Below are 24,433 nucleotides of genomic sequence, written 5' to 3' on the forward strand. Positions count from 1 at the left end.
CGGTTCTGTCGCAAAGTTTGATGCCGGACGCGCAACGGCGGATCACGTCTGCTGGTTACGCTGCGAGGATTTCGAACTGCTCGGCCAGGAATGGATTCGGATCGCAGGCGTAACGCGCCTGTCGTTTGCGCATCATGGCGACCATTTCGATCCCGTCGAGAGTGGCATTGGCGCTGGCGAAGGACTTGAAGCCGAGCATTGGCCGGACACGACGCTTGATACGCCGATGATCCTGCTCAATGCGATTGTTGAGATATTGGCTTTGGCGGATGAGGATCGGCTTCAACCAACGCCGGGACCGGTCCTGCAGGTGGTTGGTCGTATCGCAGGATACGACCGCCGCGCGTTTGGTTCGGCTGCCGTCGATGACAACGCGATCGGGTCGATCATGTCGTTCCAACGCTTTTCTGAAGAAGCGCTTGGCCGACGGCAGGTCCCGCTGTGGGCTGAAATAGAATTCGACCGTGCCGCCGACGCTGTCGATGGTGCGGTAGAGATTACCTCCATCGCCCGCGCACATTAATATAGGTTTCATCGACATGCCACTTGCCGGTGACGGTACGCTTGCGTCGGTTGAAGCGCTCAAGCAGCAAAGGGGAGAAGTGCACAACCCAGCGATGCACGGTCGAATAGTCGACGTTCAAGCCACGCTCGGTCATCATCTCTTCAAGGTCACGTAAGCTGAGATTGTACGCCAGATACCAGCGTACGCACAACAAGATCACTGATTGGTCGAAATGGCGACCTTTGAACATGATGAGTTCCTCAAACTGAAGAGCGTTTCATGCCTCCGTTTGCTTACCGAAAAGTTTGCGACAGAACCGATTAAAGGCATCGCCTATGTGATGTTCTGCTCAGATAAGAACAGCGTAAAGTCACTGGCCGACACTGCGTTGGCCTAACGGCCTAGACCGTCAGGTCGAGTGGTCAAAGTAGGCCGATCGGGTCATATCCCCGGTTGGGATCGGACTTGACCGATTCCGCTACAATTGTCGGATGGTGGCATGAACAAGAGCGGAAGTCTTACTTCGCAAATCCGGATAACCCTCGTCGCGCTTGCGGCGGTGGCTGCAGCAGGTGCGTTCGGGATATCGATCATCGCGTCGAGTCGCGTCGACCAGAACGCAGTTCTGAAGCAGCAGGAGCTTGTGCGGCACGCTTTCGAGGAGCAGGTTGAGGCTTTGCCGCGGGAGCAGCAAAGCATCACCGTCTGGGATGATCACGTCATTCACGCCCGCAATGCGGATCACACTTGGCTGGCGGAAAATGTGGGCGAGTGGATGTACGACTATTTCGGACATGACCGGGCTTATGTTCTGGACGACCGGGGGAACCTCGTCCACGCCATGCGCGACGGCAAGACCGTCCAGCCGCCATCCTTCAGCGGTGAGGAGAAAGTGATTATCGAAGTTGCCTCCGATCTCCGGCGCCGGCTGGTTGCCCGGCAAGGCGCGGGCGACGAGGCGGAACCCCTTTCCGACATCGTGGAAACGAGAATCATCGACCTTGACGGCAAGCCCGCTATCCTAAGCGTACAGCCGATTCTTCCGTTCACCGAGCGCGTTTCCGTCGCGCCCGGCAGCGAGTATCTCTACGGTTCCATGAAGGTGTTGAATGAGGCGCTTGCGAAGACAATTGGCTCACATATCCTGATTGGGGATATGCGCTATTCCGAGCAACTCCCGACGGATTACCGGGAAGCGGGCGTTCCCATCGCGACCTCATCTGGAGAGACGCTCGGCTATCTCGTCTGGAAGGCGGATCGACCCGGCATCGCCCTGCTCAAGCAGGTGCTGCCGGCCGGCGTAGCCGCTCTTCTGGTGCTTGGCGGTATCGCCCTGTTTCTTGGTCGCAGGCTGCGCCGCGCTTCGCTCGATCTCCATGCCAGCGAGCGCCGTGCCCGCCATCTGGCCTCCCATGACGTGCTTACGCGACTGCCCAACCGCGCATTCTTCGAGGAAACGCTCGACGGCGTCCTGAGTGATGTGCGGGCCGGCAACGGTGAAGCGGTCTTGCTTTTCCTCGATCTCGACCGCTTTAAAACGGTGAACGATACGCTCGGCCATAGGGCGGGCGACGCTCTCGTGCGCCAGACGGCTATGCGGCTGAGTGCCCTGGCAGGCCAGAACGGCACCGTCGCCCGCATCGGGGGAGACGAGTTCGGCATTCTGCTTCCGGTGCGGAGCGGAGCGCGCGAGGCGGCGGTCGCGTTGTCCGAGAAACTGCTTGAATCGCTTGCCGCGCCTTTCGAGATAGAAGACGAACTCGTTCATGTGGGCGTCAGCATTGGAATCGCCGCTGCGCCGGCAGCCGCGAGCGAGCGCCAGGAACTCCTGCGCAAGGCCGATATCGCGCTTTACGACGCAAAGAAGCGCGGACGCGGCTGTTATCAGGTCTTCTCCGAAACCATGGGCGCCATCCTGAAGCAGCGCCGGCGTGTCGAGGCCGATCTGCGTACCGCGTTGACAGAGGGGGGAGAGCTTCAGCTTGCTTACCAGCCACTCTACTCCGACGCCGGGAATATCATCGGGGCCGAGGCACTTCTGCGCTGGAACCATCCGGTTCATAGCGCCATGTCGCCGGTGGTCGTGATCTCGGTGGCCGAGGAAGCCGGTCTGATCATGCAACTGGGCGACTGGATCCTCAGAGAAGCCTGCAGAATGCTCGCGAGAACCGACCTCCCGTTAATGTCGGTGAATGTTTCCGCCGTGCAGCTTCGCGACGAGCATTTCGCCGAGCGGTGCCTCGCCATCATCCGCCAAGAGAACGCCGCGCCACGGCGCATCCAGCTCGAAGTCACGGAAACGGTGTTGATCGAAAATCCGGATCTCGCGATCAAGACTTTCGAGGTGCTGCGCAAGGCCGGCGTCTCGATCGCGATCGACGACTTCGGTACCGGCTACTCTTCGATGAGCTATTTGCGAAACTATCCGGTGGACCGTCTGAAGATCGACCGTTCCTTCGTGCAGGCGCTGTCGGAAAACGATCAGGGCCGTGCAATCGTCGGTGCTATGCTCGATATGGCCCATGCATTGGAACTGCAGGTGATAGCAGAGGGCGTGGAGACCGCCGATCAGTGCGAGCTTCTGCGCTCGCTCGGCTGCCGCGAAATGCAGGGATACCTCTTCTCGCGCCCCCTCAATGGCGAGCAATTCCTGAATGATCTGCGGCAGGGTTTGAAAGTATCCGCCTGACAGCAAGCGGGAACGCGGCTTTAAGAATGGGAGTGGCACGTTGCCTCTCCCTGATGTTTCCGCGCCGGTTGCGGATGTCGGGCGCCTTTGGAGGTGGCTGCGACTGACGAACCGCACCCATGCGGACGCATTCGTTGCCTGGGAAAAGTAACCACTTGGTAAGATTAGGAAACCGCCGAGTTGCGCCGGCGGAACCTTTGTTGTTTACATTGGGTTAGTCCAGAAGGAGGAGGAGCCCGCCCGAAATGATGACGATTCCTTATCTTGCTGGAACCCGGGAGATCTTCTTCTGGAGCGCGATATGAAGACCGAACCGGGGCCTTCGACTGCGCTTGTTGCTGATGATGATGAATTTTTCCGAATTGCGTTGCGGACGATCCTGAAGAGCGAACTGGGGTTCGCGGACGTGATCGAGACGGGATCGCTCGAGGAGGCGGTCGAACAGCTTGCCGTACACGACGAAATTGCCCTGGCACTCTTCGACTTGGCGATGCCGGGCATGAAGGATGCTGGTAGCCTGGAGGCGGTCCGTGATTTTCGCCGCGATATGCGCATCGCCGTCGTTTCCGCGTCGACCAGGAAATCCGACATGCTGACGGCGCTGTCCGCGGGGGTCCATGGTTACGTGCCCAAGGGGCTGGGCGCCGCGGAACTGGCCGCGGCCCTCGGGCGCGTCTTGGACGGAGCCATCTATGTCCCTCCCGAGATCGCTGCTCGCGACAAGGGCGATGAGCCGAGGGAAGAACCGGAGCCGTCGAAGGGACCGGAAAGCCGCGTCATCGACAGCCTGACGCCCCGCCAGCGGGATGTGTTGGTCCTTCTCGTCGACGGCCTTTCGAACAAGGAGATCGCGCGCAAGCTGCAGCTTGGCGAGGGAACGGTGAAAATCCACTTGGCCGCGCTGCTTCGCAGCCTCGGTGTCAGGAACCGTCAAGCGGCCGCCGCCACCGGGGCCAGGCTTCTTTCGAACCGGCAAGGGGAGACCCGCTAGCCGCCTGCCCACGGTGTGCCAATAGGCCATCTGGCCGAATAGGCGATACCGGGAAAGAGGTGCAGATATTGAGATACATAATAACAGCGGGCGAACGATGCAGTCAGTCACCACCTGCCGGAGAAGCGCGGCATACCTGAGGTTGGAAGCGGAACAGTCCCGGCACTGCGTCGCCTCAAAGCCGCAGCTGCGATCTCTTGATCTCACCCGTCGCGGCAAAGGTGGGACTCGACGTCGCTTCGCTTGGGAGGCGTTTCCTTGCCCGCAGCATGATACGGCTTATGGAACGTCACGGAATGGGCGATCCGGCGCTTCTGCTCGAGCGCCTCGAATTCGACCCGACGCTGACTGGTGAGATCGTATCGGAGATGACCGTCGGCGAGACATACTTCTTTCGCGATCCCGGACAGTTCGATCTCATCCGCGATGAGGTGCTGCCGGAATTGCAGCGAGCGCGACCGGCAGGCTTGCCTTTGAAGATATGGAGCGCAGGATGCTCGACGGGCGAGGAAGCTTATTCGCTCGCAGTACTCGCCGAGGAGATGGGCCTTGGCGACAAGGTGCAGATTACCGGAACCGACGTGTCCGGCAGTGCCCTGCAGAAAGCTGCGGCTGCGCGTTATGGCCGACGCTCGCTGAGGGGTGGGGCGTCGAACCGCATGAGCCCCTACCTGGTCCCATGTGGAGAACAACTGCGTGTAAGTGAACACTTGAGAAGCCGGATACGGTTCGACAACTTTTGTCTAGGCAGGGACGAACTCCCTTCTCCGGCCCAAGGTCTCGCCGATCTCGACCTGATTGTGTGCCGCAACGTACTCATCTATCTGACGCCGGACATGGTGGAGCGTATCGCGCGCCAGTTCTATCAATGCCTCGGAACGGGGGGCTGTCTCCTGCTTGGCCCCTCCGATCCGCCGCTTTGGGAGTACGCTCCATTCACCACGTTCACCGCACGTGCGGGCGTTCTCTACCGGCGCAACCCGGTAACGCCGGAGCCCGGCACACTAGGTCGTAGTAAAACGCCCGTCCGTTTGGAGCCGTCAGTTCCCGCCCTCTACGCTGGCTGTTCGGCATTGGAACGCATTCGCGAAATGGAGCCTGTCGGCAGCCGGCTGAAAGAAGCAAGCCTGACGCCCGGCGAAGGCCCGATCGTGCGACGCATTCTGTCGACTCTGCACGGGGGAGCAACGGACGTGGCCGCAGAGCTCGCCGCCGAAGCGACCGGAAAACACCCCCTTTCAGCTAGGCTGCATCATCTCCACGGCCTCGTTCTGATGGCGTTGGGGCAGTATGAGAACGCAGCCGCCGCACTCCGGCAGATTTTATATCTGAACAGGAGCCTCCCCGTCGCACATTTCCTTCTCGGAAAGTGCTGCCTGCCCAATGATCACAAGGTTGCCCTTCGCGCCTTCGAGACGGCTCACGCGCTCTGTGCGGGCCGTCCGCCCGACGAGCGTGTGGAACTAATGGAAGGCTTCAGCGCCGGTCAGTTCGCCGCCCATATCGGCCGCGAAATTGCCGATTTGAAGCGCTCGCTACAGGATGGGGCTGATGCCGGTTGAGAAAAAAAAGGGGCGCGCGGTCGATTGGGCCGTTGTCCGCCAGAGGCTGGAGACGAGCATGGATGCGGTCACCAGTCTCCAGGATCCCGCCGACGAAGCGCGACGACGCAAGATCGAGGCACGGGCCAAAGCCCTCGAACGCTCGCGCACCCAGGGCCGGAGCGATCTCCCGGCGGTGGGATCGGTCCATTTCGATTTGGGCGGCAAGCGGTTCGCTATGGAGGCGCGTTACGTCCACGAACTGGTTCCGATGCGGTGGACCACGCACCTTCCGCGTGCGCCGCGCTTCGTAATCGGTCTTTACGATTTACGTGGGCAGGTGCTTCCCGTCTTCGATCTGCAGGTGCTTCTCGCCCCGACAACAGGTCCGTCGCTCGCCGCGAACTGGGGCATCGTCTGCGGCCAGCATCGGCCAGAGTTTCTGATTGCAACTTCGGGCATGGCGACAATCGCGCCCGACGTCCCGCAGCCGGTCGCTCCGGCGGAAACAGACGCGACCGCGGGGTGGATACGCGGGATAGCCGGTGACGGAACGATCATCGTGGACGGTGCAGCGCTGGTTACGGACCGGCAATTGTTTCTCGAAGATCAGAGAAACACGTCCCAGGGCGGGGGAAAGGAAAAGGGATAATGAGCATTCTGCGAAGGCGGAGTCTCTATGGCACACTCGGCGTGCCGATGGTTTTCTTCGTCGCAGTCTGGACGGTTTTCATAAGCTTCGGGCTGGTGACCGTCGAGAGGGTCCGCTCCGATATCGTGGTGACGTCCTATCTGGGCAGGGAGCATGTCTTCTACCGGCTGCTCTACTTGGCGTCCCGTTTGCCGGATTCAGACGGCGACGAGACCGTCGCCTCCGACATGCGTGAAGCCATGAACCGCAACGAGCGGATGCTGTCCACGCTGATCAATGGGAGCACCGAGCCTCGACTGCCGCCGGTGACGGATCCGCATGTATTGGCGGAACTCGAGGAAAGTCGCCAGTATTGGCTGACCACCGTGAGACCGGCCCTTGAAACCGCCATCGTGAATGCTCCTCTGACCGGCGGAGAGATGGACAGCCTGGAGCGCCTTGTGGGGGCGTATGTGACGCGGCTGGATCGGCAGATCCGCTTCATGGAGCAGACCGCCGGCGCGCGGTTGTGGCAGGCCCGTCTCCTGCTCGTCGCCTCCTCCGCCGTCGTGGTGCTCGGCTTTTTCACGATGCTGCTCCTGATCCACCACTTTGCACAACGCGCAAAAATGTTGCTGGAGACGGCGCAGGAGATCAGTGCCGGGAACATGGACAGGAGAGCGCCCGAGAAAGGTGCGGATGAGCTGTCGCAACTCGGGGCGTCGTTCAACAGCATGACGGCCAAGCTCCTGGCCATGATCGATAGCGAGCGGAACGACCGGACGAGGCTCGAAGGGCTTGTCGCAACGATCGCCGACACGGCCGAGAAGCTCTCTTCTTCCGCAACCGAGATTCTCGCCGGCGCGTCACAACAGGTCGAGGGAATGCGCGAGCAGTCGACAGCAGTCACCCAGACGACCACGAGCGTCGACGAGGTGCTGCAGACCGCGGAACAGGCAACAAAGCGGGCCGAAGCGGTCGCCGCCTCGTCGGAGGCGGCGGTGAATGTCAGCAGCGCCGGGCGTGAGGCCGTCGATGAATCCGTGGCCGTCATGAATGCAGTCAGCGAGCGGACCGAAGCAATCGCCGGCGATATCCTTGCGCTCGCCGAAAGCAACCAGGAGATCGGCGAGATTATAACGGCGGTGACCGAAATCGCTGATCAGACCAACCTGCTTGCCCTCAACGCGGCAATCGAAGCCTCCCGCGCGGGCGAGCACGGGCACGGCTTCAGCGTTGTCGCAACGGAGATCAAGGCACTGGCCGGTCAGTCCAAGGCCGCTACGGACAAGGTCCGCCGAATTCTCCTGGATATCCAGAAGAGCACCAACGCAGCTGTCATCGGGATGGAAGAGGGGGCGAAAAGCGTCAGCCGAGCCTTGGAAAAGGTGAACGCGGCCGGCGAGACCATCCGGCAGCTCGAGAGCATCATTGCCGATGCTGCGAGATCCGCCGCCCAGATTGCTGCTTCCGCCGGCCAGCAGAGGACGGGCATGAAGCAGATTCACGAGGCGATGCACCACATCCAACAGACGAGCGCGCAGAACCTCGCTGCGGTCCGTCAGGCGGAGCAGGCGGCCAGGGACCTCAACCAGCTCGGAGCCCGCCTGAAGACGATGCTGGACGGACGCGGGGAATGAACATGGCGAAAGGCCAGATCGATCGGCAACTGCTGGAGTTGTTCACCCGGGAGATGCAGGAGCGAGCGCGCGAGTTCGAGCATCTGCTGCTCTCCCTCGAGGGGCTTCAGGAGGCGCAGGTACGGCGAAGCGTGACGGAAAGGCTCCTGCGCATTGCACACAGCCTGAAAGGCGCCGCCGGTCTGGTGGAGGTGCGTCCGGTCGAGCTCATCTGTCACAAGATGGAAGATATGCTCACGCTCCACATGGGCAGTGAGCGTGCTGTGCAAAAGGAGGACTTGGACGCCCTCCTGGCTGCGGTGGACGCCATCAGCGAAACCGCTATGAGATTGGATGGAGGTGCCGGCATTGACGCTGCACCAATCGAGTCTGCGCTCAGAAAGGTCGACGCCAGGCTGAAGGAGAGGCCGCGGGACGACGTTGGTGAAGATAAGGTCGAACAGGGCCCAACCGATGAAGATGAAGATGAGGATAAGACGGGCCAAACCGGACCTGCATATGCGCCGCGCATCCGTTCAACCGATCTTGATGGATCCATGCGCATCTCCGGAGAGCGGCTGGACACTCTGCTCTACAGAAGCGGAGAACTTGTCGCAGCGAAATCGCGTCTTGCCTCGAAAGCTGCAGGAGTCGCTTCACTGCGGGAGCGATTGCGGCGTCTCCGCTCCTCCCGACAAGCCCGCATGGACACACCCGTATCGCTCGAGCACGATCTGCGCGAGCTTGCTTCCGGACTTGCCGAGGACGCGCGGCTGATCGGCAGCCTGGTGGATGCACTCGATCACGAGATCCGACGCGCCCGCATGCAACGCCTGTCGGAAGCTTGCCAGGGGCTGCCGCGACTGGTTCGGGACCTCGGCGTCGCATCCGGGAAAATGGCTGAACTGCACCTCATGGGCGGCGAAATCGAAATTGACAGGTCGCTCGCCGCCGGGCTTCAGGACTGCCTGCGTCATCTCGTCCGCAATGCAATGGGCCACGGGATAGAAACACCGGAAGCGCGCCGCGCTGCCGGCAAGCCCGAGAAGGGCCGGATCAGCATCTCCGCCGCCCTCTTCGGCGACCGCTTTCAGGTGCATGTCGAGGATGACGGGCGCGGATTCGATGTGACATCGGTCATGGCGGCCGCCCGCAAACTGGGCTTTCCAGAACCGGTAGACGAGCGGCAAAGATTGCGCCAGGCGCTTGAGCCCGGTGTGTCGACCTCGGCCGAGCTGACAAAGCTGTCGGGCCGCGGCGTGGGTCTCGACATCGTGCGCGACACGGTGGAGGCGTTGCGGGGAAGCGTGGAAGTCTCGAACGCGTCCAGTGGCGGAGCGGCCTTTACCTTGACCCTGCCACTGACGCTGGCCACGGTACGGGCACTGGAGGTCTCCGTAGGCGGGCAGATCTTCGCCTTCGATACCGCGTCGATCCGCCGGGTGGGCAGGGTGCGCACCAGCGAGCTTCCGGCGGCGGGGCAGCGGGGCGTTCTTGCCGCTGAGAGCGGCGAAGTCCGGATTCTCGATCTGGCCACATGGCTGCAACTTCCCGGAACGGGGGCAACCGAAGTGCCGGATCATTGCCAGGTGGTCTTTGTCGGACCGTCCGGCGGAGAGATGGCGATCATCGTCGACCGGATCCTCGGAGAGGAGGAACTTCTGGTGCGCCCATTGGGGCCTCGACTCGCCAATCTGCGCCACTACAGCGGAGCCACAATTCTCGCCGATGGCCGCATCGCCCTTCTTCTCAACCCCCCCGGCTTGCTCGAGGCGGTCGCCTCCGAGGAACGTTTCGGGACCGACGCTTATGTTTCCCATCCGCCGCCGGTGCGCAAAATCCTGGTGGTCGACGACTCTCCTTCGGTGCGCATGCTCGAAAAACTCATTCTCGAAGCGGCCGGCTATACGGTCATCCTGGCGGAGGACGGATCGGAGGCATGGAAGTACTTGCAGGAACAGGGCGCCGATGTCGTCGTGGCTGACGTCGACATGCCGGGAATGGATGGACTTGCCCTTACCGGTGTCATCAGGAGATCGCGGAAGTTCGCCAGGCTGCCGGTCGTCCTCGTCACCGGGCGGGACACGGCGGAGGAGAAGGCACAAGGACTGCAGGTGGGAGCCGATGCTTATATCGCCAAGAGCGGCTTTGACCAGCAAAGTTTCCTTGAAACGGTTCGCCAGATGATTTGAGGTCCCATGCTTCGCCTCTTCCTCGTGGCAAAGAGCACCGATCTGCAATCGCTTGTCAGGCGGACGGGCGGGTTTGGCGGTGAGGTGGAACTGATCGGAGTGGCCGAAAGCCAGCAGGAAGCAATCGACGGGGCGAAGCGGTTCAAGCCGGACATCGTCATTGTCGAACCGAAGCTAGGCGACAGGGGAGGTGCGGACGTGGTGAAGGAGATCATGATCGAGACTCCCTTGCCGATTGTCATGGTCTTTCCCGTTTCCGATCCCGACTTGGCGCGCCTCGCGGTCGAAGCGCTGGCTTCGGGAGCGCTCGCGATCATTCCCGCGCCCTTGGAGATCGAAGGGAAAATAGACGGCTTGTCGGTGCGGAAGTTCCTGTCCAGCCTCGCAGCCATGTCCCAGGTGAAGGTGGTGAGACGCTGGCGCACCCCCAGCGGCCCGGTCGCCGCGCGAAAGACAGGTAGCAGATCTATCCGGATCATAGCGGTCGTGGCGTCGACCGGCGGGCTTGCGGCCATCAAGACGATCCTGAAGAGATTACCGCCCGATTTCCCCGTGCCAATCCTGGCGGTCCAGCACATCGCAGTCGGGCATATCGATGCGATCGCCGCTTCGCTCGACATGGGGTCGGCGCTCAAGGTGAAGGTCGCGGCAGATGGCGATCCCCTTGTACCGGCGACGGTCTATTTCGCACCGGATGGCCATCAGATGGGCCTGAGCAGCAAGAAGCGAATCCACGTTCTGGACGATCTTCCGGTCGATGGATTCCTGCCTTCGGGAAGCTATCTCTTCTCGTCGATGGCTGATGCATTCGGCAGCGAATGCCTGGCCGTCGTGCTGACCGGGATGGGCAGGGACGGAACAGAGGGGCTGAGAACGATCCGCGCGGCCGGAGGTGTGGCGATGGCGCAGGATGCGGCGAGCTCGGCCGTCTTCGGAATGCCCAAGGCAGCCATCGATTCAGGCCTGGTCGATCTGGTCGTGTCCCTGGACGAGATGCCCGGGGAGATCGCCCGGCTGGCAGGTGTTACAGTCTGCTGACATCCGGCGAGCTACTGAATGCCGGCGATCTGGATCGCCGCGGGCGTGATGATCACCGCAAAGAGCACCGGCAGGAAGAAAATGATCATCGGTACCGTCAGCTTGGGCGGCAGGGCGGCGGCACGTTTCTCAGCTTCGCTCATGCGCATGTCGCGATTTTCCTGGGCCATGACGCGCAAGGCCTGCCCCAAGGGAGTACCGTATTTCTCCGCCTGGATGAGGCTGGTCACCACAGCGCGCACACCCTCCACCCCCGTCCGCTTTCCGAGATTCTTGTAAGCCTGGCGGCGATCCTGCAGGTAGGACAGTTCCGCCGTCGTCAGCGCCACCTCCTCCGCCACTTCCGCGGATTGGGTGCCGATCTCCTCGGCGACCTTGCGGAACGCGCTTTCGATGCTCATTCCCGATTCCACGGTGATGAGCAGCAGGTCGAGCGCTTCCGGCCATGCACGGCGGATGGCCTTCTGCCGCTTGGTGATCCTGTTCCTGACATAGATGGCGGGAACGAAATATCCGAGTGCCCCGGTGGCGGCCGCAATGCCGAAACCCGCATAGAGCGGCACCGCCGGCTTCAGCAGAAAGAGGAAATACAGCGTGGCGATCCCGAATATCACGACCGGCGCGATGAGCCGTATGGCAAGGAACGCGATTACCGGCGCGCTGCCGCGATAGCCGGCCATTCGCAGCCGGTCTGCGATCTCGCCGTCTTCGGCCTGCTTGGCGAGGTTGAAGCCCGCGACGATCGTCTTGAACAGCTTGCGTGGTTCGCTGCGCAACGACATGGGCTTGCGTTCTGCCGTGAGCCGCGCGCGCTCGCGTTTGCGCAGGAGCTTGCGCTCGTTTTCCACTTTCTCCATGCGCCGGGCGAGGCCGTTGCGGAACAGATACGGCCAGGAGACGACGAGGACCGCCGAAAACGCGGCGATGGCCGCCATGATCGCCGAAAGTTGCTCGGGATCGGGAATGCTGGAAACGAAGCTCATCGCGCTGCCTCAGAAATCGAAGTTGATCATCTTGCGCATGACGAGGATGCCCATGCCCATCCACAGCGCACAGCCGACAAGCACGATCTTGCCTGTCAGGGTGGTGAACAAGAGCGACATGTAGTCGGGGCTCGTCGCATACACGGCAGCGGATACAAGGAAGGGCAGGGCGCCGATGATGCCGGCGGAGGATTTTGCCTCCGAGCTCATCGCCTTGATCTTTGCGCTCATCTTCTTGCGTTCCCGCAACACCCTGGAGAGGTTGCCGAGCGCCTCCGAAAGGCTGCCGCCGGTGCGACTCTGCAGCGCAATGACGATCGCGAAAAAGTTGGCTTCCGGCAGAGGAACGCGTTCCCACAACCTCTGCACCGCCTCGTCGAGCGGAATCCCGAGCGTCTGGTCCTGGACGATCGACACGAACTCGCTTCTGATGGGTTCCGGCGTTTCGGCGGCGATCACCCGCAGGCAGTCCGGCATGGGCAGGCCGGACTTCAAGCCGCGCACGATGACGTCGACTGCATTTGGAAATTCGGCGGTGAAGTTCTTGAGACGCCGCTTGCGCCGTGTGCCGACGTAGACGTGCGGCAGAAGCAATCCGCCCGCCACGGCGAAGCCGATGGCGACGAGCATCCCGGCCCCAAGAACGACCGAGAGCAGAAAGCATCCCGCGCCCGAAGCGGCGCAGGCGGTGTAGTAGGTCTTCTTCGACCAGCCGAGACCCGCCTGCCTCATCCTGCCCGCAAGTGTCGGCTTGCCGGCCTTCCTGCTCTTCGCCTTCTGCTTCTCCTCGAGTTCCCGCAGCGTCTTTTCCACGGATTTGCGACGATCCCGCTCCTCGTCCACCGGCGAGGAGACATCCTCTCCCGCGCCGAGGGCGGCAAGGCTATGGAAGCGGCGCTTGAAGGGGCTGGCTTGCGCGAGGCGCGGGTAGAACATCGCCGCGGCCAGTCCTCCGACGCTCAGCGTTGCAAAGGCGAACACCACCATCGGGAAGAGGGTGGGCCCAAGCAGGGTGCTCAACTCCGTCATTATGCGATTCCCTCTAGGCTGCAGCCTTCGCTTCCGCGGCGTCCAGCGCCGCCGCAAGGCGCGCCTCCTCACCATAGTAGCGGGCGCGATCCCAGAACGCCGGACGGCCGATCCCGGTGGAGCGATGCCGGCCCAGCAATTTTCCGTCGGCGTCTTCCCCGAGGATGTCGTAGACGAAAAGGTCCTGGGTGGTGACGACGTCGCCTTCCATACCCAGCACTTCGGTGATGTGGGTGATGCGGCGCGAGCCGTCGCGCAGGCGCGCTGCCTGCACGATCACGTCCACCGAGGAAACGATCATCTCGCGGATGGTCTTGGAGGGTAGCGCGAAGCCGCCCATCGTGATCATGGATTCCAGACGTGAGATTGCTTCGCGCGGCGAGTTCGCATGCAGCGTCCCCATCGAGCCGTCGTGGCCCGTGTTCATGGCCTGCAGGAGGTCGAAGGCCTCCGGCCCGCGCACCTCGCCGACGATGATGCGCTCGGGACGCATGCGCAGGCAGTTCTTCACCAGGTTGCGCATGGTGATTTCGCCCAGCCCCTCGATATTGGGCGGGCGGGTTTCCAGACGCACCACATGCGGCTGCTGGAGCTGCAGCTCGGCCGCATCCTCGCAGGTGATGATGCGTTCGCCATGGTCGATATAGCCGGTGAGGCAGTTGAGCAGCGTCGTCTTGCCCGAGCCCGTACCGCCGGAGATGACCACGTTACAGCGTACGCGGCCGATGATCCTCAGGATTTCCGCACCCTCCGGCGTGATCGAGCCGAATTTTACCAGCTGGTCGAGGGTGAGCTTGTCCTTTTTGAACTTGCGAATAGTGAGGCTGGGTCCGTCGATCGCCAGCGGCGGCGCAATGACGTTGACGCGCGAGCCGTCCGCCAGGCGCGCGTCGCAGATGGGGCTCGACTCGTCCACGCGCCGGCCGACCTGGCTGACGATCCTCTGGCAGATGTTCAGGAGTTGCTCGTTGTCGCGGAAGCGGATTCCGGTCTTCTCAACATGGCCACCCACTTCGATGAAGATCTGGTCCGCGCCGTTGACCATGATGTCGGCGATGTCGTCGCGCTTCAGCAGCGGCTCCAGGGGGCCGTAACCGAGAATATCATCGCATATGTCGTTGAGCAGTCCGTCCTGTTCCGATTGGGAAAGGCCGGCCTTCTTTGCGGCAACGATGTCGTTGACGATCGCACCGATTTCCTTGCGCGCCTGAACCTCCTCCATCGTCGAAAGGGCGGCGACGTCGATGGCGGCAATGAGCGCGCCGAAAACCTCTTTCTTCAGGTCGTAATAGTGGTTCGGCTTGTCGGCCAAGATGCGCGCTGGCGCTGGCGCGGCGTTTTCTTGCGGTCGAGGCGCGGGCTCAGGCGCAGGCGGGGGTGCCTTGCTTTCACTGGACTGCAGCTGTGCGGCGGATTTTCTGCCAATCATTGCTCTTACCCTGAACGTTTCCGCGGCTGGCGCTAAAAAAATGGGGGGCTCTCACCCCCCAACTTTCGTTGTCCTGAAAAGCTGGAGGCCCTTACAGTGTGGGGTTCAGGCTGTTGGCAATGGACTGGAACGTGTTGCTTACGTCCGTGCCGACGAAGCCAACGGCGGTGATGATGACGACGGCGATCAGGCCGGCGATCAGGCCATATTCGATGGCGGTGGCGCCGGACTCGTTCTTGGCGAAGCGGGTGACGAGGTTTTTCATGGTTCGATCCTTTACTGGATTGCGGGGTTGCGCCGACACCATCAAGGATCGGCGTCACAGGCGGGCCGTCATTTGCTTTTGAACCCACGCTCTGTGTAAGCGGTGATATAGCCGCGTTAACCTTCGCGCTCCATTCAGCCTGATGGCCGACCCTTTCCGCGCTATCCTCGGCCACATGGCCTAATTCGCTTGCCCGGCTCGGGGCAGGGAACCCCGCCCCCCTGCGTCCGTTCTGACAAGAGCCTGAAGGAGGACTCCGGCCATGAGCGCTGATTTCCGGATATCACTCGCCCTTGCCGCATCGGTGATTGTTCTGCCTGCTTCGGCCTGGGGCGAGCCGGTTCTGCGGTCGGCACAGGAGGATGTCTATTTAGAGGACGGTTTGGTGAGACTCACCATCGACCGTGCGGAGCTGCTGGCTCTCGAACGGCCGGCCGGCACCGTTATTCTGGGCAGCACAGCGATCGCCAACGCCACCTTGAGCGATGACCGCACACTTATCCTGACGGGGCGGACAACCGGCTCCACAAACCTGATCGTGCTCGATGCGGATGGCGCAGAGATCATCAACACCGTGCTGTGGGTGGTCGAGCGGCCGGAACTCGTCACGGTCCACCAAGGTGAACAGCGCCAAACATTCACGTGCGTGCGCAGGTGCGATCCGGTTCTTTCCGTCGGCGACGACGCGGAATTCTTCAGTACCACCGCGTCTCAGATGGGCGTCCGGCAGGGTCTCACGGGCGGCGGCGCGGCCGGGCAGTAGGAATGTCAGCCCGCGGGAATGCGCCTTGAGACGCTAAGGGCGAACGGACTGTCGCTCACTCCCGGAACGAGAAAGGTGAACGGATAACGGATCGACAGGGTGCGGTATAGCGCGCCATCGACGGTTTCGGTCCCCACCGCAACCTGCAGCAGCTCCGTGTCTCCGACGAAAGCGCCCCGGACCGCGTCTTCAAGCCCGACGGCAATCTCGCTCGCCGAGGCGTCGGGGGGTATCTGGCCGATCAGCACCTTGCGCGCTGCGACGTCCGCGGCGTAGGCAAGATCGTTGCGCACGAAAAACGCGCGGCCGAACTCCACGACGCCGAGGCAGAGCAGGAGCAAGGGCAGGCAGACGATCGCGAACTCGACCGCCGCGGCCCCCGACTGGCATCTTGCAAGATGACGAGAAACGCGCCGCATGGGTCTCATTGTACCTGGACTTGCGCGGACGAGCTCAGCCTGAAATCCGCCAGTATCTCCGGCAGGGACATGGCGTCATAGGTCTTGGAAGCTTCCAGGCGGTAGAAGACGAAGGGCGAGGCCGACCCCGCGCAGGATACCGTGCAGGCGGGGGCGTCGGCCGGCGAGATGTCGGCGTCTTCGGGGCACGCACAATAGCGTCTGACCAGGTCGAAGGAGACGGCGGCCGGGGCGCCAGCCTGTCCGAGGGCCGACTGCATGACTTTGTAGACTTCTGCTTCGCCAGGATCGGACATGGCGGCCTGGGCGCCAGCACGCAGCGCATAGTCGATCGCCATGCGCTCATGCAGCGCAAGCCCCAGATCCGCCATCGCCACCAGGGAAAAGGCCAGAACCGGCGCAACCAGCGCGAATTCGACGGCGGAGACACCGCTTTCGGAGGCAGCTAGTTCCGCTGCCTTGCCCTTCCGGAGGGAAAGGCCGTCCTGCTTACGCTGGCGCCTGAATATCCCGAGGAGTGCCTGCAGGCGGAACTTCTTTCCGCTTCTCTTGTCACGCTGGCCGCTCACGCGCCAGGCAAGCTCGCTCAGTGCGCGCGCGGCTTTCGAGCCGCGCGCGACTTTCGTCACCATGCGGCCTTCGTTGGCAGCCTTGCCGAACGCCTGTGCATCGAAGGGGATCGTCACCCATTGCTCCACGCCAACCGCCGCGGTAAAATCCTTGAGCTTGACCTCGGGCATCTTCGGCGTGCCCACGCGATTGAGAACGAGCCTCGGAGACGGATCGTTCGGCCGCGTCTTCTTCAGGTACTCGATGATGTTCTTGGCGTTGCGCATGCTGGCCAGATCGGGCGTCGCGGTGATGACGATCTCGTCTGCACTCAGCAGCGCCTTCTTCGTCCATGGGGTCCAAAGGTGCGGGATGTCGAGGACGAGGTGCCACGAACTCGACCTGGCGACATCCAGCAGCCGGTCAATGTCCTCTTCCTTCAAGTTGAAGGATCGGTCGAAGGCGGCATTGACGGGAAGCAGATGCAAGCGTTCTGAGTGCTTGACCGCGATGCGCCTGATGAGAACCTCGTCGACGCGGTTCGCGCCCTCGATCACGTCCGCCATCCCCTGCGGCGAGTCGACGTCGAAATTCAGACCGACGGTACCGAACTGCAGGTCGAGATCGGCGACAAGCACATCCGCATCCGACCGGCTCACCATGGCCGCGGCCACGTTGTGGGCGATCGTTGACGAGCCGGAGCCGCCCTTGGCGCCGATGAAGGCGATGATGCGCCCCAGCTTTTCCTCGACCGAGTTGCGAAAGCATCGCGATACGGCCTCCACGAACGCCATCGGCGCGACAGGCGCGACAAGGTAGTCGTCCACGCCCGCCTCTGTCAGCTCGCGGTAGAGGTTCACGTCGTTGGAAGAGCCGATCACGATCACCTTCGTGCCGGCGATGCACTCCAGTGCCAGCGCTTCGAGCTCTTCCATGAGCTTCGACTTTTCCTCATGGCATTCCACGACCACGAGGTTGGGCGATGGCGTTCCCCGGTAGAAGGACGCCGCCTGAATCATGCCTCCTTCCTTGACCGAGACGCTGGCGCGCGCCATCCGCCGGTCGAGCGCACCGGTACGTATCGCTTCCGCCAGATCCGGAGAGATGCAGAAGGCGGTGATGTCGACTTTAGGAATCGCGTGCAAGACGTATGGCGCGTTCATGGGGTGCATATCCCGTTTTCCAACTGAAGTCTGTGTCATGCCGGCGGCCCCTAGCCGCCTTCACGGTTCGAGGAGGGAACCTCCACCGTTCTGAGAGTGTCGCCGCCGAAAATTCTGATGGCCCGGGTGTGTTTCTTCGTTGCGACGGTTTCGGCAGGCTCGCCCTCGTCCGAGGCGGCGCGCAGGGCAAGCGAAATGGAGCCCGATGCTTCCGCCGCCGTGATCACGGGTATCTGGCGCGGATCCACCTCGAGAGTCGCGGTTTTGCCGACGACAGCTGCGCCGTCGCTCACTCCCGATGCTGTCTGGTCGACCGCAAGAACGCGGATATTGGAGAGAATGGTCCGGCTCGATACTTGCTCCGCACCGGATTGTTCCGGCGTCACCGCGGTATGGATCAGGTCCACGCGGTCATTCGGCAGGATGAAGCCTCCCGCGGTGCTCTCTGCGGTGACGCGGACGGCGATCGCCCGCTTTCCCGAGGGAAGCTGGGCGGACAGGAAGCCGGCACCCGGCTGCGCCAGCCGGTCATCCCGTATGGGTTCGCCGGCCACGAAGCCGCCGCGCACGAGGGAGCCCGTGAGCGCTTCCTGTGCGTCGGGCCGCGCGGAGCGGCTCATAAAGACGGCCGGGACATCGCCTGCCGTCCACGGCTGCCAGCGCAGGTCGGCTTCTTTGAGGACGGCGCCGTGCGCGAGATCGGAGGCTGCCACGAGCACTTCCTTGTCGGGGGACGAAGGCGGCTCGGAGACGCTGGTCTCGGCCGCCGTCGGCTGTCCGGCCGTTCCCATGGCCAGCCATGCGGCGACACCGCCGGAGCACAGCGCCAGAAGGAGAATGAGGATACGGAACATCGCTTTGCCTCGTTAGATCATGGCTGAAAAGAACGGGCTCTCGGGCAGGAGCAGGAGTGCTGCCGCGGAAAGCGCAACGCCATAGGGGACGCCGAACGATGCCTCGTGGAGCCGGCCGGTCCATTCCGTCCGCTGCAGAAAGGCCGGCAGCGGCAGCCGACGAAACTGGATCAGTGCCAGGGTGAGGAGCGCGCCGGCAACCGAGACGTAGAGCAGATAAGTGAACGCCTGATCGGCGCCGAGCCACAGGACAGCCACCGCGGCGAGCTTCGCATCGCCGCCGCCGATCCAGCCAAAGGCAAAAAGCAGGAAAGTTCCCGTAAGCACCACCGCCGCGGCGGCCGCGGACGTCAGCATTCCGTCGAGCCCAACGCCTGCGACAGGCGCGAACAACGCATATGCGCCGGCAAGCAACAGCACGAGCCGGTTCGTGATCGTCATCGTCTTCACGTCCTTCAGGCCGGCGTAGGTCATGCCGGCGGCGAAAAGGAAAAGTGCGGCCCAGGCCGCGGCGTTGGAGATCATTTCGGGCTCCCGGTAACTTCTGCGCGGGGAGGCGGCATCGGTCACCGATGGCACGTCATCCGCAATTGCCGGGCAATTTGATGCCTCATCGGCGAAAACACCATTCAGCCTGATGGTCTAGCACCGCGTGCCGGCGTGCCGGCGGGACTAGGCTATGTGGCTGAATCGAGCATAGCCGGCCGAACCGCTATATCGGCGACAGTCATATCAATGATGGAAAACGCGATGAGTTCGCATTCCCAAACTCCGAGACACCGAAGCCCGTCCGGCATCTTCCGCGCCCTGTCAAAAGACGAGAAAGGCGCAGTGGCTGCCATCGCGGCCATCGTTTTCCCCGTCGTCATCGGCGCGATGGGGCTCGGTGCCGAAACCGGGTACTGGTTCCTCAAGCAGCGTAAGCTTCAGCATGCGGCGGACGTGGCCGTTTATGCGGCCGCCGTTCGCTATCGCGCCGGCGATGCTCAGACTGCGGTGGAGGCAGCCGCTCTGCGGACGGCGAGCGGCACGGGCTACCAGTCCGATATCGGCACCATCGCGGTGGACTCTCTGTCCGGCTCGACAGTAACCAGCGGCAAGATCACGGTTGAATTGACCGAGACACATGCACGGCTTTTCTCCTCGATCTTCTCCAGCGAGCCGCTGGTGCTCGCTGCCCGCGCCCTCGCCGAACTGAAAGGTGGTTCGAAAGCGTGCGTGCTTGCACTTTCAAGCTCGGCCTCGGGGGCCGTCACTGTGACTGGGTCGACCGACGTGCAGCTTTCGAATTGCAGCGTCGCCTCGAATTCGAACGCGGCGGATGCGTTCCTGATGAAGAACGGCAGCGCTCTCATGTCGACCGACTGCATATACACCGTCGGCGGCGCGGTGACGTCGACGGGGCTGACATTGACCGGATGCAGCCATCCCGTGACTTTCGCGCCGCCCATTCCCGACCCTTTCGCTGGCGTCATCGAACCGGATAAGATCCAGATCGACCAGCTTCCTTGCCGGTCACTGGACCACATCTCGAGCTCCACCTACTCCTTCGACACTCTTCCGAGCGGTGAAAAGGCGCTGCGCTTCTGCGGCGGCCTGGACATCAAGGGCAACATCACGCTTCAGCCCGGCCTCTACATTGTAGACGGGGGCGAACTGAAAGTGACCGCGGGGGCGTCGTTTACCGGAAGCGGGGTGACCTTTCTTCTTACGAGTTCGGCAAGGGCGAACCTCACCGGAAACTCGGATATCACGCTCTCCGCCCCCACGTCCGGGCCCTATGCCGGCATTCTTCTGTTCGGAAGCCGCCATGGGACGGGTGTGGGTCACGTTGTAACTGGCAATACGGAGTGGAGCCTCCAGGGAGCTGTATACACGCCGACCGGGGCGATAGACTTTACGGGCAATTCCACCGGGAGTGGCGGGTGCCTGCAGATCGTCGCCGACCGCGTCACCTTCACCGGCAATTCCTCCATGGAAACCTGCGCGGACGAAACGAACGAGATCATCGTTGGGCGGTCGATCGCGATCATCGAGTGATACTGGGCCGAGTGCCCGGTCTGTGCAAGGGCCGGGGGTCGATTGTACGTCGTCGATGGCCTCAGTCCCTGTTCAACAGGGCGAGATTGGCCGCTACCCGCGGATCGCCCGGCAAGGCCGCGTTCGCTTCCGTCAGCAATTCGCGTGCCCGTTTGCGATTTCCCCGTAGCAGATAGGAATAGCCCATATTGTTGATGACACGGGGCGTGCGTCCCACGAGCTTCAACAACTGCGCGTAAGCGCGGTCGGCGAATTCAAACCGGCCGAGATTGTCATATGTCGCCGCAAGGCCGAGCCACGCCTCCGCATTGCTCGCGCGTAGCTCCACCGCCTTGCGGAAGTGCTTTTCGGCCAAGCCGTAGTTCCCTTCCCGAAAATGCGCCTTGGCCGTGCGCAAATCCCCTTCGCTGATGTCGCCGCTGCTCGTGGGCGCACCGATTACATCCAGCGCCTCATCCACCGACGCGGTTTGACAGCCGGCGAGCGAAAGAAGCGCTCCGGCGATCAGCACAGTCTGGCACAAACCCCTCCTAATCCCGGTCAACGTGCAGGGTGAGCGGTTATGGGCACTGAAAGCGGCATACATCAAAATGTTCGTCAATTCAGCAGTGCGGCTATTGGTTGGTTGTCCCGACGGCCTGCGTATAGCTTTCGGCGGGAGCCTGTTCTTGCTGGCGCGGCTGGTAGGGCTCGCGGTTGGCAGGGACGGCGATGTCCGTGTACCGTACGTTGGCATCCCACGGATCGACCATCTGCATGACGGTATTGGCGGCGATCGCGTCTCCAGCGGCGAAGCTCACGCCCTCTGTGCGCAGCGGCGGGTCCGCCGCGCAGCCGGCCAGTGGGAGCAGGGCGCAGGCAAGCGCGAGGCTAACCCGCATTTCACACCTTCCCTGCGTCCTGCGTCGTTCTCCTATCCTGTCGTCCGTTTGGACCGGTACATGGCCCGGGGAGCCTGGGAAACACGGGCTGGGCATCTTCTCAACCGTCACGCACATCACTGCAACTCCAGGAAGTGTCCCCCACCTGGGGCAGCTGCCGTGGCGGATGCACGCATTGGTGCCCGCACCTCTTCGATATTGCCCAGGAACAGCTCCCCATCATGTGGAGGAGCCGAGTCGTCCGCGGGCGTCGCCACCTTATTCGAGGGCGAAATCGGTTTCACGAGATAGGGTGTAACGATGATCACGAGATCGGTTTCTCTGCGCTGATAGGCCTTAGACGAGAACAGCGCACCCAGAATAGGCAACCGGCCGAGACCCGGCACGCGCTGGGTATTGATCTCGTTCTGGGTTTGCAGGATTCCCGCGATCATGAAGCTCTGGCCGCTGCGCAGGTCGACCGAGGTGCGCGCGCGCCGCACGGTAAAGCCAGGAATGGCGATTTCACCCACCCGATAGGAGGCGGTGGTGTCTATGGAGGAAACTTCGGGCTCGATGTCGAGCGAGATGAGGCTATCAGAAAGAACGGTGGGCGTGAAATCAAGGCCGACCCCAAACTTCTTGTAGGTGACGGTCACGCGGCCTTCTTCCTCCGAGACCGGAATGGGAAACTCGCCGCCGGCCAGAAAGCTGGCGGTCTCTCCAGACCGGGCGATCAGGTTCGGCTCCGCCAGGCGCCGGGCCACCCCGCGATCCTCCAGGGCATCGATGGCGACGTCAATTGAAAAGCCGTCGCTGACGAGCCCGCCGATGAGCGAGCCGGCCGGAGCGTTCGAGGATGCAGCCGGATCGCTGTTGAAGGTAATGTCGCCGCTGGAGGACATATAGGCGGCACTGATTTGGGTTCCGAGTTCCTTGCCGACGGACCGGTTGATCTCCACGAAGCGCACATTGAGCTGAACCTGCTGGGATGACGTGATCTCGAGCGTGTTGATCACTTCCTCATCGCCCGCGAAACGCTCTGCGATCTGGCTCGCTTTTTCAACAGCCACGGCGTCGGGCGCGGAACCGGCGAGTACGATCCTTCCATTGGCTGAAGTCACTTTGATGTTTGACCCTGGCACGCTGTCCCGGATCGTATCCGCCAGCACCTTCAAATCGAGGGTCACCTCGACGTCGATCGTACCGATGAGGCTCTTCTGCGCATCGTAGAGCGCTATCCCCGTCGTCCCCAGGCCTCGGCCCAGGACGTAGAAGGAATGATCCGTCAGGGGATTGAGTGTCGCAACCTCTGGATCGCCGATGACAATTTCGTCGAAGGCCTCCGCCGTCTCGACCGTCAGCGGCTTTCCCTTCGCAACACGAATGGTCGAAGCCTCGCCAATCGAAATCTGGATGGAATCACCCTTGGCCAACGCGGATGAAAGAGGCACAAGTATGCAACCGAGGAAAACCGCGACGCACATGCCCAGATTCCACCGGCTTTTTGGGCAAGCATGGCTGATGACAGCCGCTCCCATGTCATCCCCTCCCGTAGTCGCCAACCTCCGCCCACTATCCCCTCGCAACAACTTGCTAAACTGAGGGATGCCCGCGGGGCGGTCAACTCCATATCAGCTTCCCCACAGGCAATATGCCGGGAATGCGCTTAACGCCGGACCGCGCAGTTAGTCTGATGCCGAGCCCCGCCATGTAGGCCGGCGGCAGCTACAGAGCGGATGCGCCGATCACGCTAAGTCGAATGGCGGGGCGTGGGATGCGTGCCTGCCGGGATCGGCGGGCAACATGTTCGGCGAACATAACCAATAGCGACGATTGATTGGACCCGGAAAGAAGGCTCCGAGCAAAGACGCGCATAAAAATCCGTAAGCTGCTGGCTCGGTACGGATACCCTCCAGATCTCCAGAAGGCTGCTGTTGATCTCGTCGCCTCAGCAGCGGAGTGGGGGTAGGAGCGTATTGCCGTCTATGCAGGGTGTTGACGAAAGCCGACGTCACCGGTCATCGAAGCGACCGACCACTCCTGGCGATGGTTTGACGCATGCCGGTTCTGTCGCAAACGGAGGCATGAAACGCTCTTCAGTTTGAGGAACTCATCATGTTCAAAGGTCGCCATTTCGACCAATCAGTGATCTTGTTGTGCGTACGCTGGTATCTGGCGTACAATCTCAGCTTACGTGACCTTGAAGAGATGATGACCGAGCGTGGCTTGAACGTCGACTATTCGACCGTGCATCGCTGGGTTGTGCACTTCTCCCCTTTGCTGCTTGAGCGCTTCAACCGACGCAAGCGTACCGTCACCGGCAAGTGGCATGTCGATGAAACCTATATTAATGTGCGCGGGCGATGGAGGTAATCTCTACCGCACCATCGACAGCGTCGGCGGCACGGTCGAATTCTATTTCAGCCCACAGCGGGACCTGCCGTCGGCCAAGCGCTTCTTCAGAAAAGCGTTGGAACGACATGATCGACCCGATCGCGTTGTCATCGACGGCAGCCGAACCAAACGCGCGGCGGTCGTATCCTGCGATACGACCAACCACCTGCAGGACCGGTCCCGGCGTTGGTTGAAGCCGATCCTCATCCGCCAAAGCCAATATCTCAACAATCGCATTGAGCAGGATCATCGGCGTATCAAGCGTCGTGTCCGGCCAATGCTCGGCTTCAAGTCCTTCGCCAGCGCCAATGCCACTCTCGACGGGATCGAAATGGTCGCCATGATGCGCAAACGACAGGCGCGTTACGCCTGCGATCCGAATCCATTCCTGGCCGAGCAGTTCGAAATCCTCGCAGCGTAACCAGCAGACGTGATCCGCCGTTGCGCGTCCGGCATCAAACTTTGCGACAGAACCG

General features: G+C 62.1%; 23 protein-coding genes. 11 read left to right on the plus strand and 12 right to left on the minus strand.

The features are described 5' to 3' along the window. Positions 1–55 precede the first annotated feature (55 nt). Positions 56–755, minus strand: a protein-coding gene (locus SIN08_RS02735) for an IS6 family transposase (protein ID WP_322449981.1) whose coding sequence is annotated in 2 segments (ribosomal slippage) — positions 56–499 and positions 501–755 — 699 coding nt in all. Because the reading frame shifts where the segments join, the coding sequence is not laid out codon by codon here. A gap of 249 nt (positions 756–1,004) precedes the next feature. On the opposite strand from SIN08_RS02735, the gene SIN08_RS02740 reads away from it, so the two are divergent. From SIN08_RS02740 to SIN08_RS02770, 7 genes are all read left to right on the plus strand, one after another. After that, complete coding sequence (locus SIN08_RS02740; RefSeq protein WP_322449982.1) at positions 1,005–3,194, plus strand: bifunctional diguanylate cyclase/phosphodiesterase; 2,190 nt, start codon at positions 1,005–1,007, stop codon at positions 3,192–3,194. 301 nt (positions 3,195–3,495) lie between these two features. After that, positions 3,496–4,185 (plus strand): response regulator transcription factor, encoded by a 690-nt coding sequence (locus SIN08_RS02745; protein ID WP_322449983.1) that lies wholly within the window; start codon positions 3,496–3,498, stop codon positions 4,183–4,185. Between the two features lie 296 nt (positions 4,186–4,481). After that, the gene (locus tag SIN08_RS02750) at positions 4,482–5,747 is read left to right on the plus strand and encodes a CheR family methyltransferase (RefSeq protein ID WP_322449984.1); all 1,266 of its coding nucleotides are present in this window, start codon (positions 4,482–4,484) and stop codon (positions 5,745–5,747) included. Further along, positions 5,737–6,378, plus strand: a complete 642-nt coding sequence (locus SIN08_RS02755) for a chemotaxis protein CheW (RefSeq protein WP_322449985.1) — start codon at positions 5,737–5,739, stop codon at positions 6,376–6,378. The genes SIN08_RS02750 and SIN08_RS02755 overlap by 11 nt, the downstream gene beginning before the upstream one ends. Beyond that, complete coding sequence (locus SIN08_RS02760) at positions 6,378–7,997, plus strand: methyl-accepting chemotaxis protein (protein ID WP_322449986.1); 1,620 nt, start codon at positions 6,378–6,380, stop codon at positions 7,995–7,997. Before SIN08_RS02755 ends, SIN08_RS02760 begins: the two co-directional genes overlap by 1 nt. Next, on the plus strand, positions 7,994–10,168 hold the full coding sequence (locus tag SIN08_RS02765) for a hybrid sensor histidine kinase/response regulator (protein WP_322449988.1): 2,175 nt from the start codon (positions 7,994–7,996) through the stop codon (positions 10,166–10,168). Before SIN08_RS02760 ends, SIN08_RS02765 begins: the two co-directional genes overlap by 4 nt. 6 nt (positions 10,169–10,174) lie before the next feature. Then, complete coding sequence (locus tag SIN08_RS02770; RefSeq protein ID WP_322449989.1) at positions 10,175–11,206, plus strand: chemotaxis protein CheB; 1,032 nt, start codon at positions 10,175–10,177, stop codon at positions 11,204–11,206. A gap of 11 nt (positions 11,207–11,217) precedes the next feature. Here SIN08_RS02770 and SIN08_RS02775 read toward each other — a convergent pair whose 3' ends face one another. The 4 genes from SIN08_RS02775 to SIN08_RS02790 all read right to left on the minus strand — a co-directional run bounded on the left by SIN08_RS02775 (position 11,218) and on the right by SIN08_RS02790 (position 14,912). Continuing rightward, a complete protein-coding gene (locus SIN08_RS02775) occupies positions 11,218–12,189 on the minus strand; it encodes a type II secretion system F family protein (RefSeq protein WP_322449990.1) in 972 nt (323 codons plus the stop codon). A gap of 9 nt (positions 12,190–12,198) precedes the next feature. Continuing rightward, positions 12,199–13,218, minus strand: a complete 1,020-nt coding sequence (locus SIN08_RS02780; RefSeq protein WP_322449991.1) for a type II secretion system F family protein — start codon at positions 13,216–13,218, stop codon at positions 12,199–12,201. A 13-nt stretch (positions 13,219–13,231) separates the two neighbouring features. Further along, positions 13,232–14,647 carry a CpaF family protein gene (locus SIN08_RS02785; RefSeq protein ID WP_322449992.1) on the minus strand — a complete coding sequence of 472 codons (1,416 nt, stop codon included), beginning with the start codon at positions 14,645–14,647 and terminating at the stop codon, positions 13,232–13,234. Between the two features lie 91 nt (positions 14,648–14,738). Continuing rightward, entirely contained in the window at positions 14,739–14,912 is a 174-nt protein-coding gene (locus SIN08_RS02790) for a Flp family type IVb pilin (RefSeq protein WP_322449993.1), read from the minus strand. A gap of 262 nt (positions 14,913–15,174) precedes the next feature. Here SIN08_RS02790 and SIN08_RS02795 point away from each other — a divergent pair, with 262 nt between their 5' ends. Then, positions 15,175–15,675 (plus strand): pilus assembly protein N-terminal domain-containing protein, encoded by a 501-nt coding sequence (locus tag SIN08_RS02795; RefSeq protein WP_322449994.1) that lies wholly within the window; start codon positions 15,175–15,177, stop codon positions 15,673–15,675. Positions 15,676–15,680: 5 nt separating this feature from the next. Here the strand turns inward: SIN08_RS02795 and SIN08_RS02800 are convergent, their stop codons facing one another. From SIN08_RS02800 to SIN08_RS02815, 4 genes are read right to left on the minus strand one after another with little or no spacing between them, the layout of a single operon-like run. Continuing rightward, positions 15,681–16,103, minus strand: a complete 423-nt coding sequence (locus SIN08_RS02800) for a TadE/TadG family type IV pilus assembly protein (RefSeq protein WP_378619423.1) — start codon at positions 16,101–16,103, stop codon at positions 15,681–15,683. After that, positions 16,100–17,815: an AAA family ATPase gene (locus SIN08_RS02805; RefSeq protein WP_322449996.1), complete on the minus strand. Its 1,716-nt coding sequence runs from the start codon at positions 17,813–17,815 to the stop codon at positions 16,100–16,102. The genes SIN08_RS02800 and SIN08_RS02805 overlap by 4 nt, the downstream gene beginning before the upstream one ends. A 41-nt stretch (positions 17,816–17,856) precedes the next feature. Continuing rightward, entirely contained in the window at positions 17,857–18,660 is an 804-nt protein-coding gene (gene cpaB, locus SIN08_RS02810) for a Flp pilus assembly protein CpaB (protein WP_322449997.1), read from the minus strand. 12 nt (positions 18,661–18,672) lie between these two features. Then, positions 18,673–19,185 (minus strand): A24 family peptidase, encoded by a 513-nt coding sequence (locus SIN08_RS02815; RefSeq protein WP_322449998.1) that lies wholly within the window; start codon positions 19,183–19,185, stop codon positions 18,673–18,675. Positions 19,186–19,389: 204 nt separating this feature from the next. Here SIN08_RS02815 and SIN08_RS02820 point away from each other — a divergent pair, with 204 nt between their 5' ends. Beyond that, a complete protein-coding gene (locus SIN08_RS02820) occupies positions 19,390–20,700 on the plus strand; it encodes a pilus assembly protein TadG-related protein (protein WP_416208006.1) in 1,311 nt (436 codons plus the stop codon). Between the two features lie 61 nt (positions 20,701–20,761). Here the strand turns inward: SIN08_RS02820 and SIN08_RS02825 are convergent, their stop codons facing one another. The 3 genes from SIN08_RS02825 to SIN08_RS02835 form a co-directional block, all read right to left on the minus strand. Further along, a complete protein-coding gene (locus SIN08_RS02825; RefSeq protein ID WP_416208004.1) occupies positions 20,762–21,286 on the minus strand; it encodes a tetratricopeptide repeat protein in 525 nt (174 codons plus the stop codon). A 28-nt stretch (positions 21,287–21,314) separates the two neighbouring features. Next, positions 21,315–21,581 (minus strand): hypothetical protein, encoded by a 267-nt coding sequence (locus tag SIN08_RS02830; RefSeq protein WP_322450000.1) that lies wholly within the window; start codon positions 21,579–21,581, stop codon positions 21,315–21,317. A 116-nt stretch (positions 21,582–21,697) separates the two neighbouring features. Next, positions 21,698–23,047, minus strand: a complete 1,350-nt coding sequence (locus SIN08_RS02835) for a type II and III secretion system protein family protein (protein WP_322450004.1) — start codon at positions 23,045–23,047, stop codon at positions 21,698–21,700. Positions 23,048–23,400: 353 nt separating this feature from the next. Between SIN08_RS02835 and SIN08_RS23590 the strand changes: the two genes are divergently transcribed. Then, positions 23,401–23,532: a type I restriction enzyme endonuclease domain-containing protein gene (locus tag SIN08_RS23590; protein WP_416208005.1), complete on the plus strand. Its 132-nt coding sequence runs from the start codon at positions 23,401–23,403 to the stop codon at positions 23,530–23,532. Positions 23,533–23,678: 146 nt separating this feature from the next. Beyond that, positions 23,679–24,378, plus strand: a protein-coding gene (locus SIN08_RS02840) for an IS6 family transposase (protein WP_322449981.1) whose coding sequence is annotated in 2 segments (ribosomal slippage) — positions 23,679–23,933 and positions 23,935–24,378 — 699 coding nt in all. Because the reading frame shifts where the segments join, the coding sequence is not laid out codon by codon here. The last annotated feature ends 55 nt before the right edge of the window (positions 24,379–24,433 follow it).

The sequence above is a fragment of the Chelativorans sp. M5D2P16 genome (assembly GCF_034427935.1).
Taxonomy (GTDB): Bacteria; Pseudomonadota; Alphaproteobacteria; order Rhizobiales; family Rhizobiaceae; genus Chelativorans.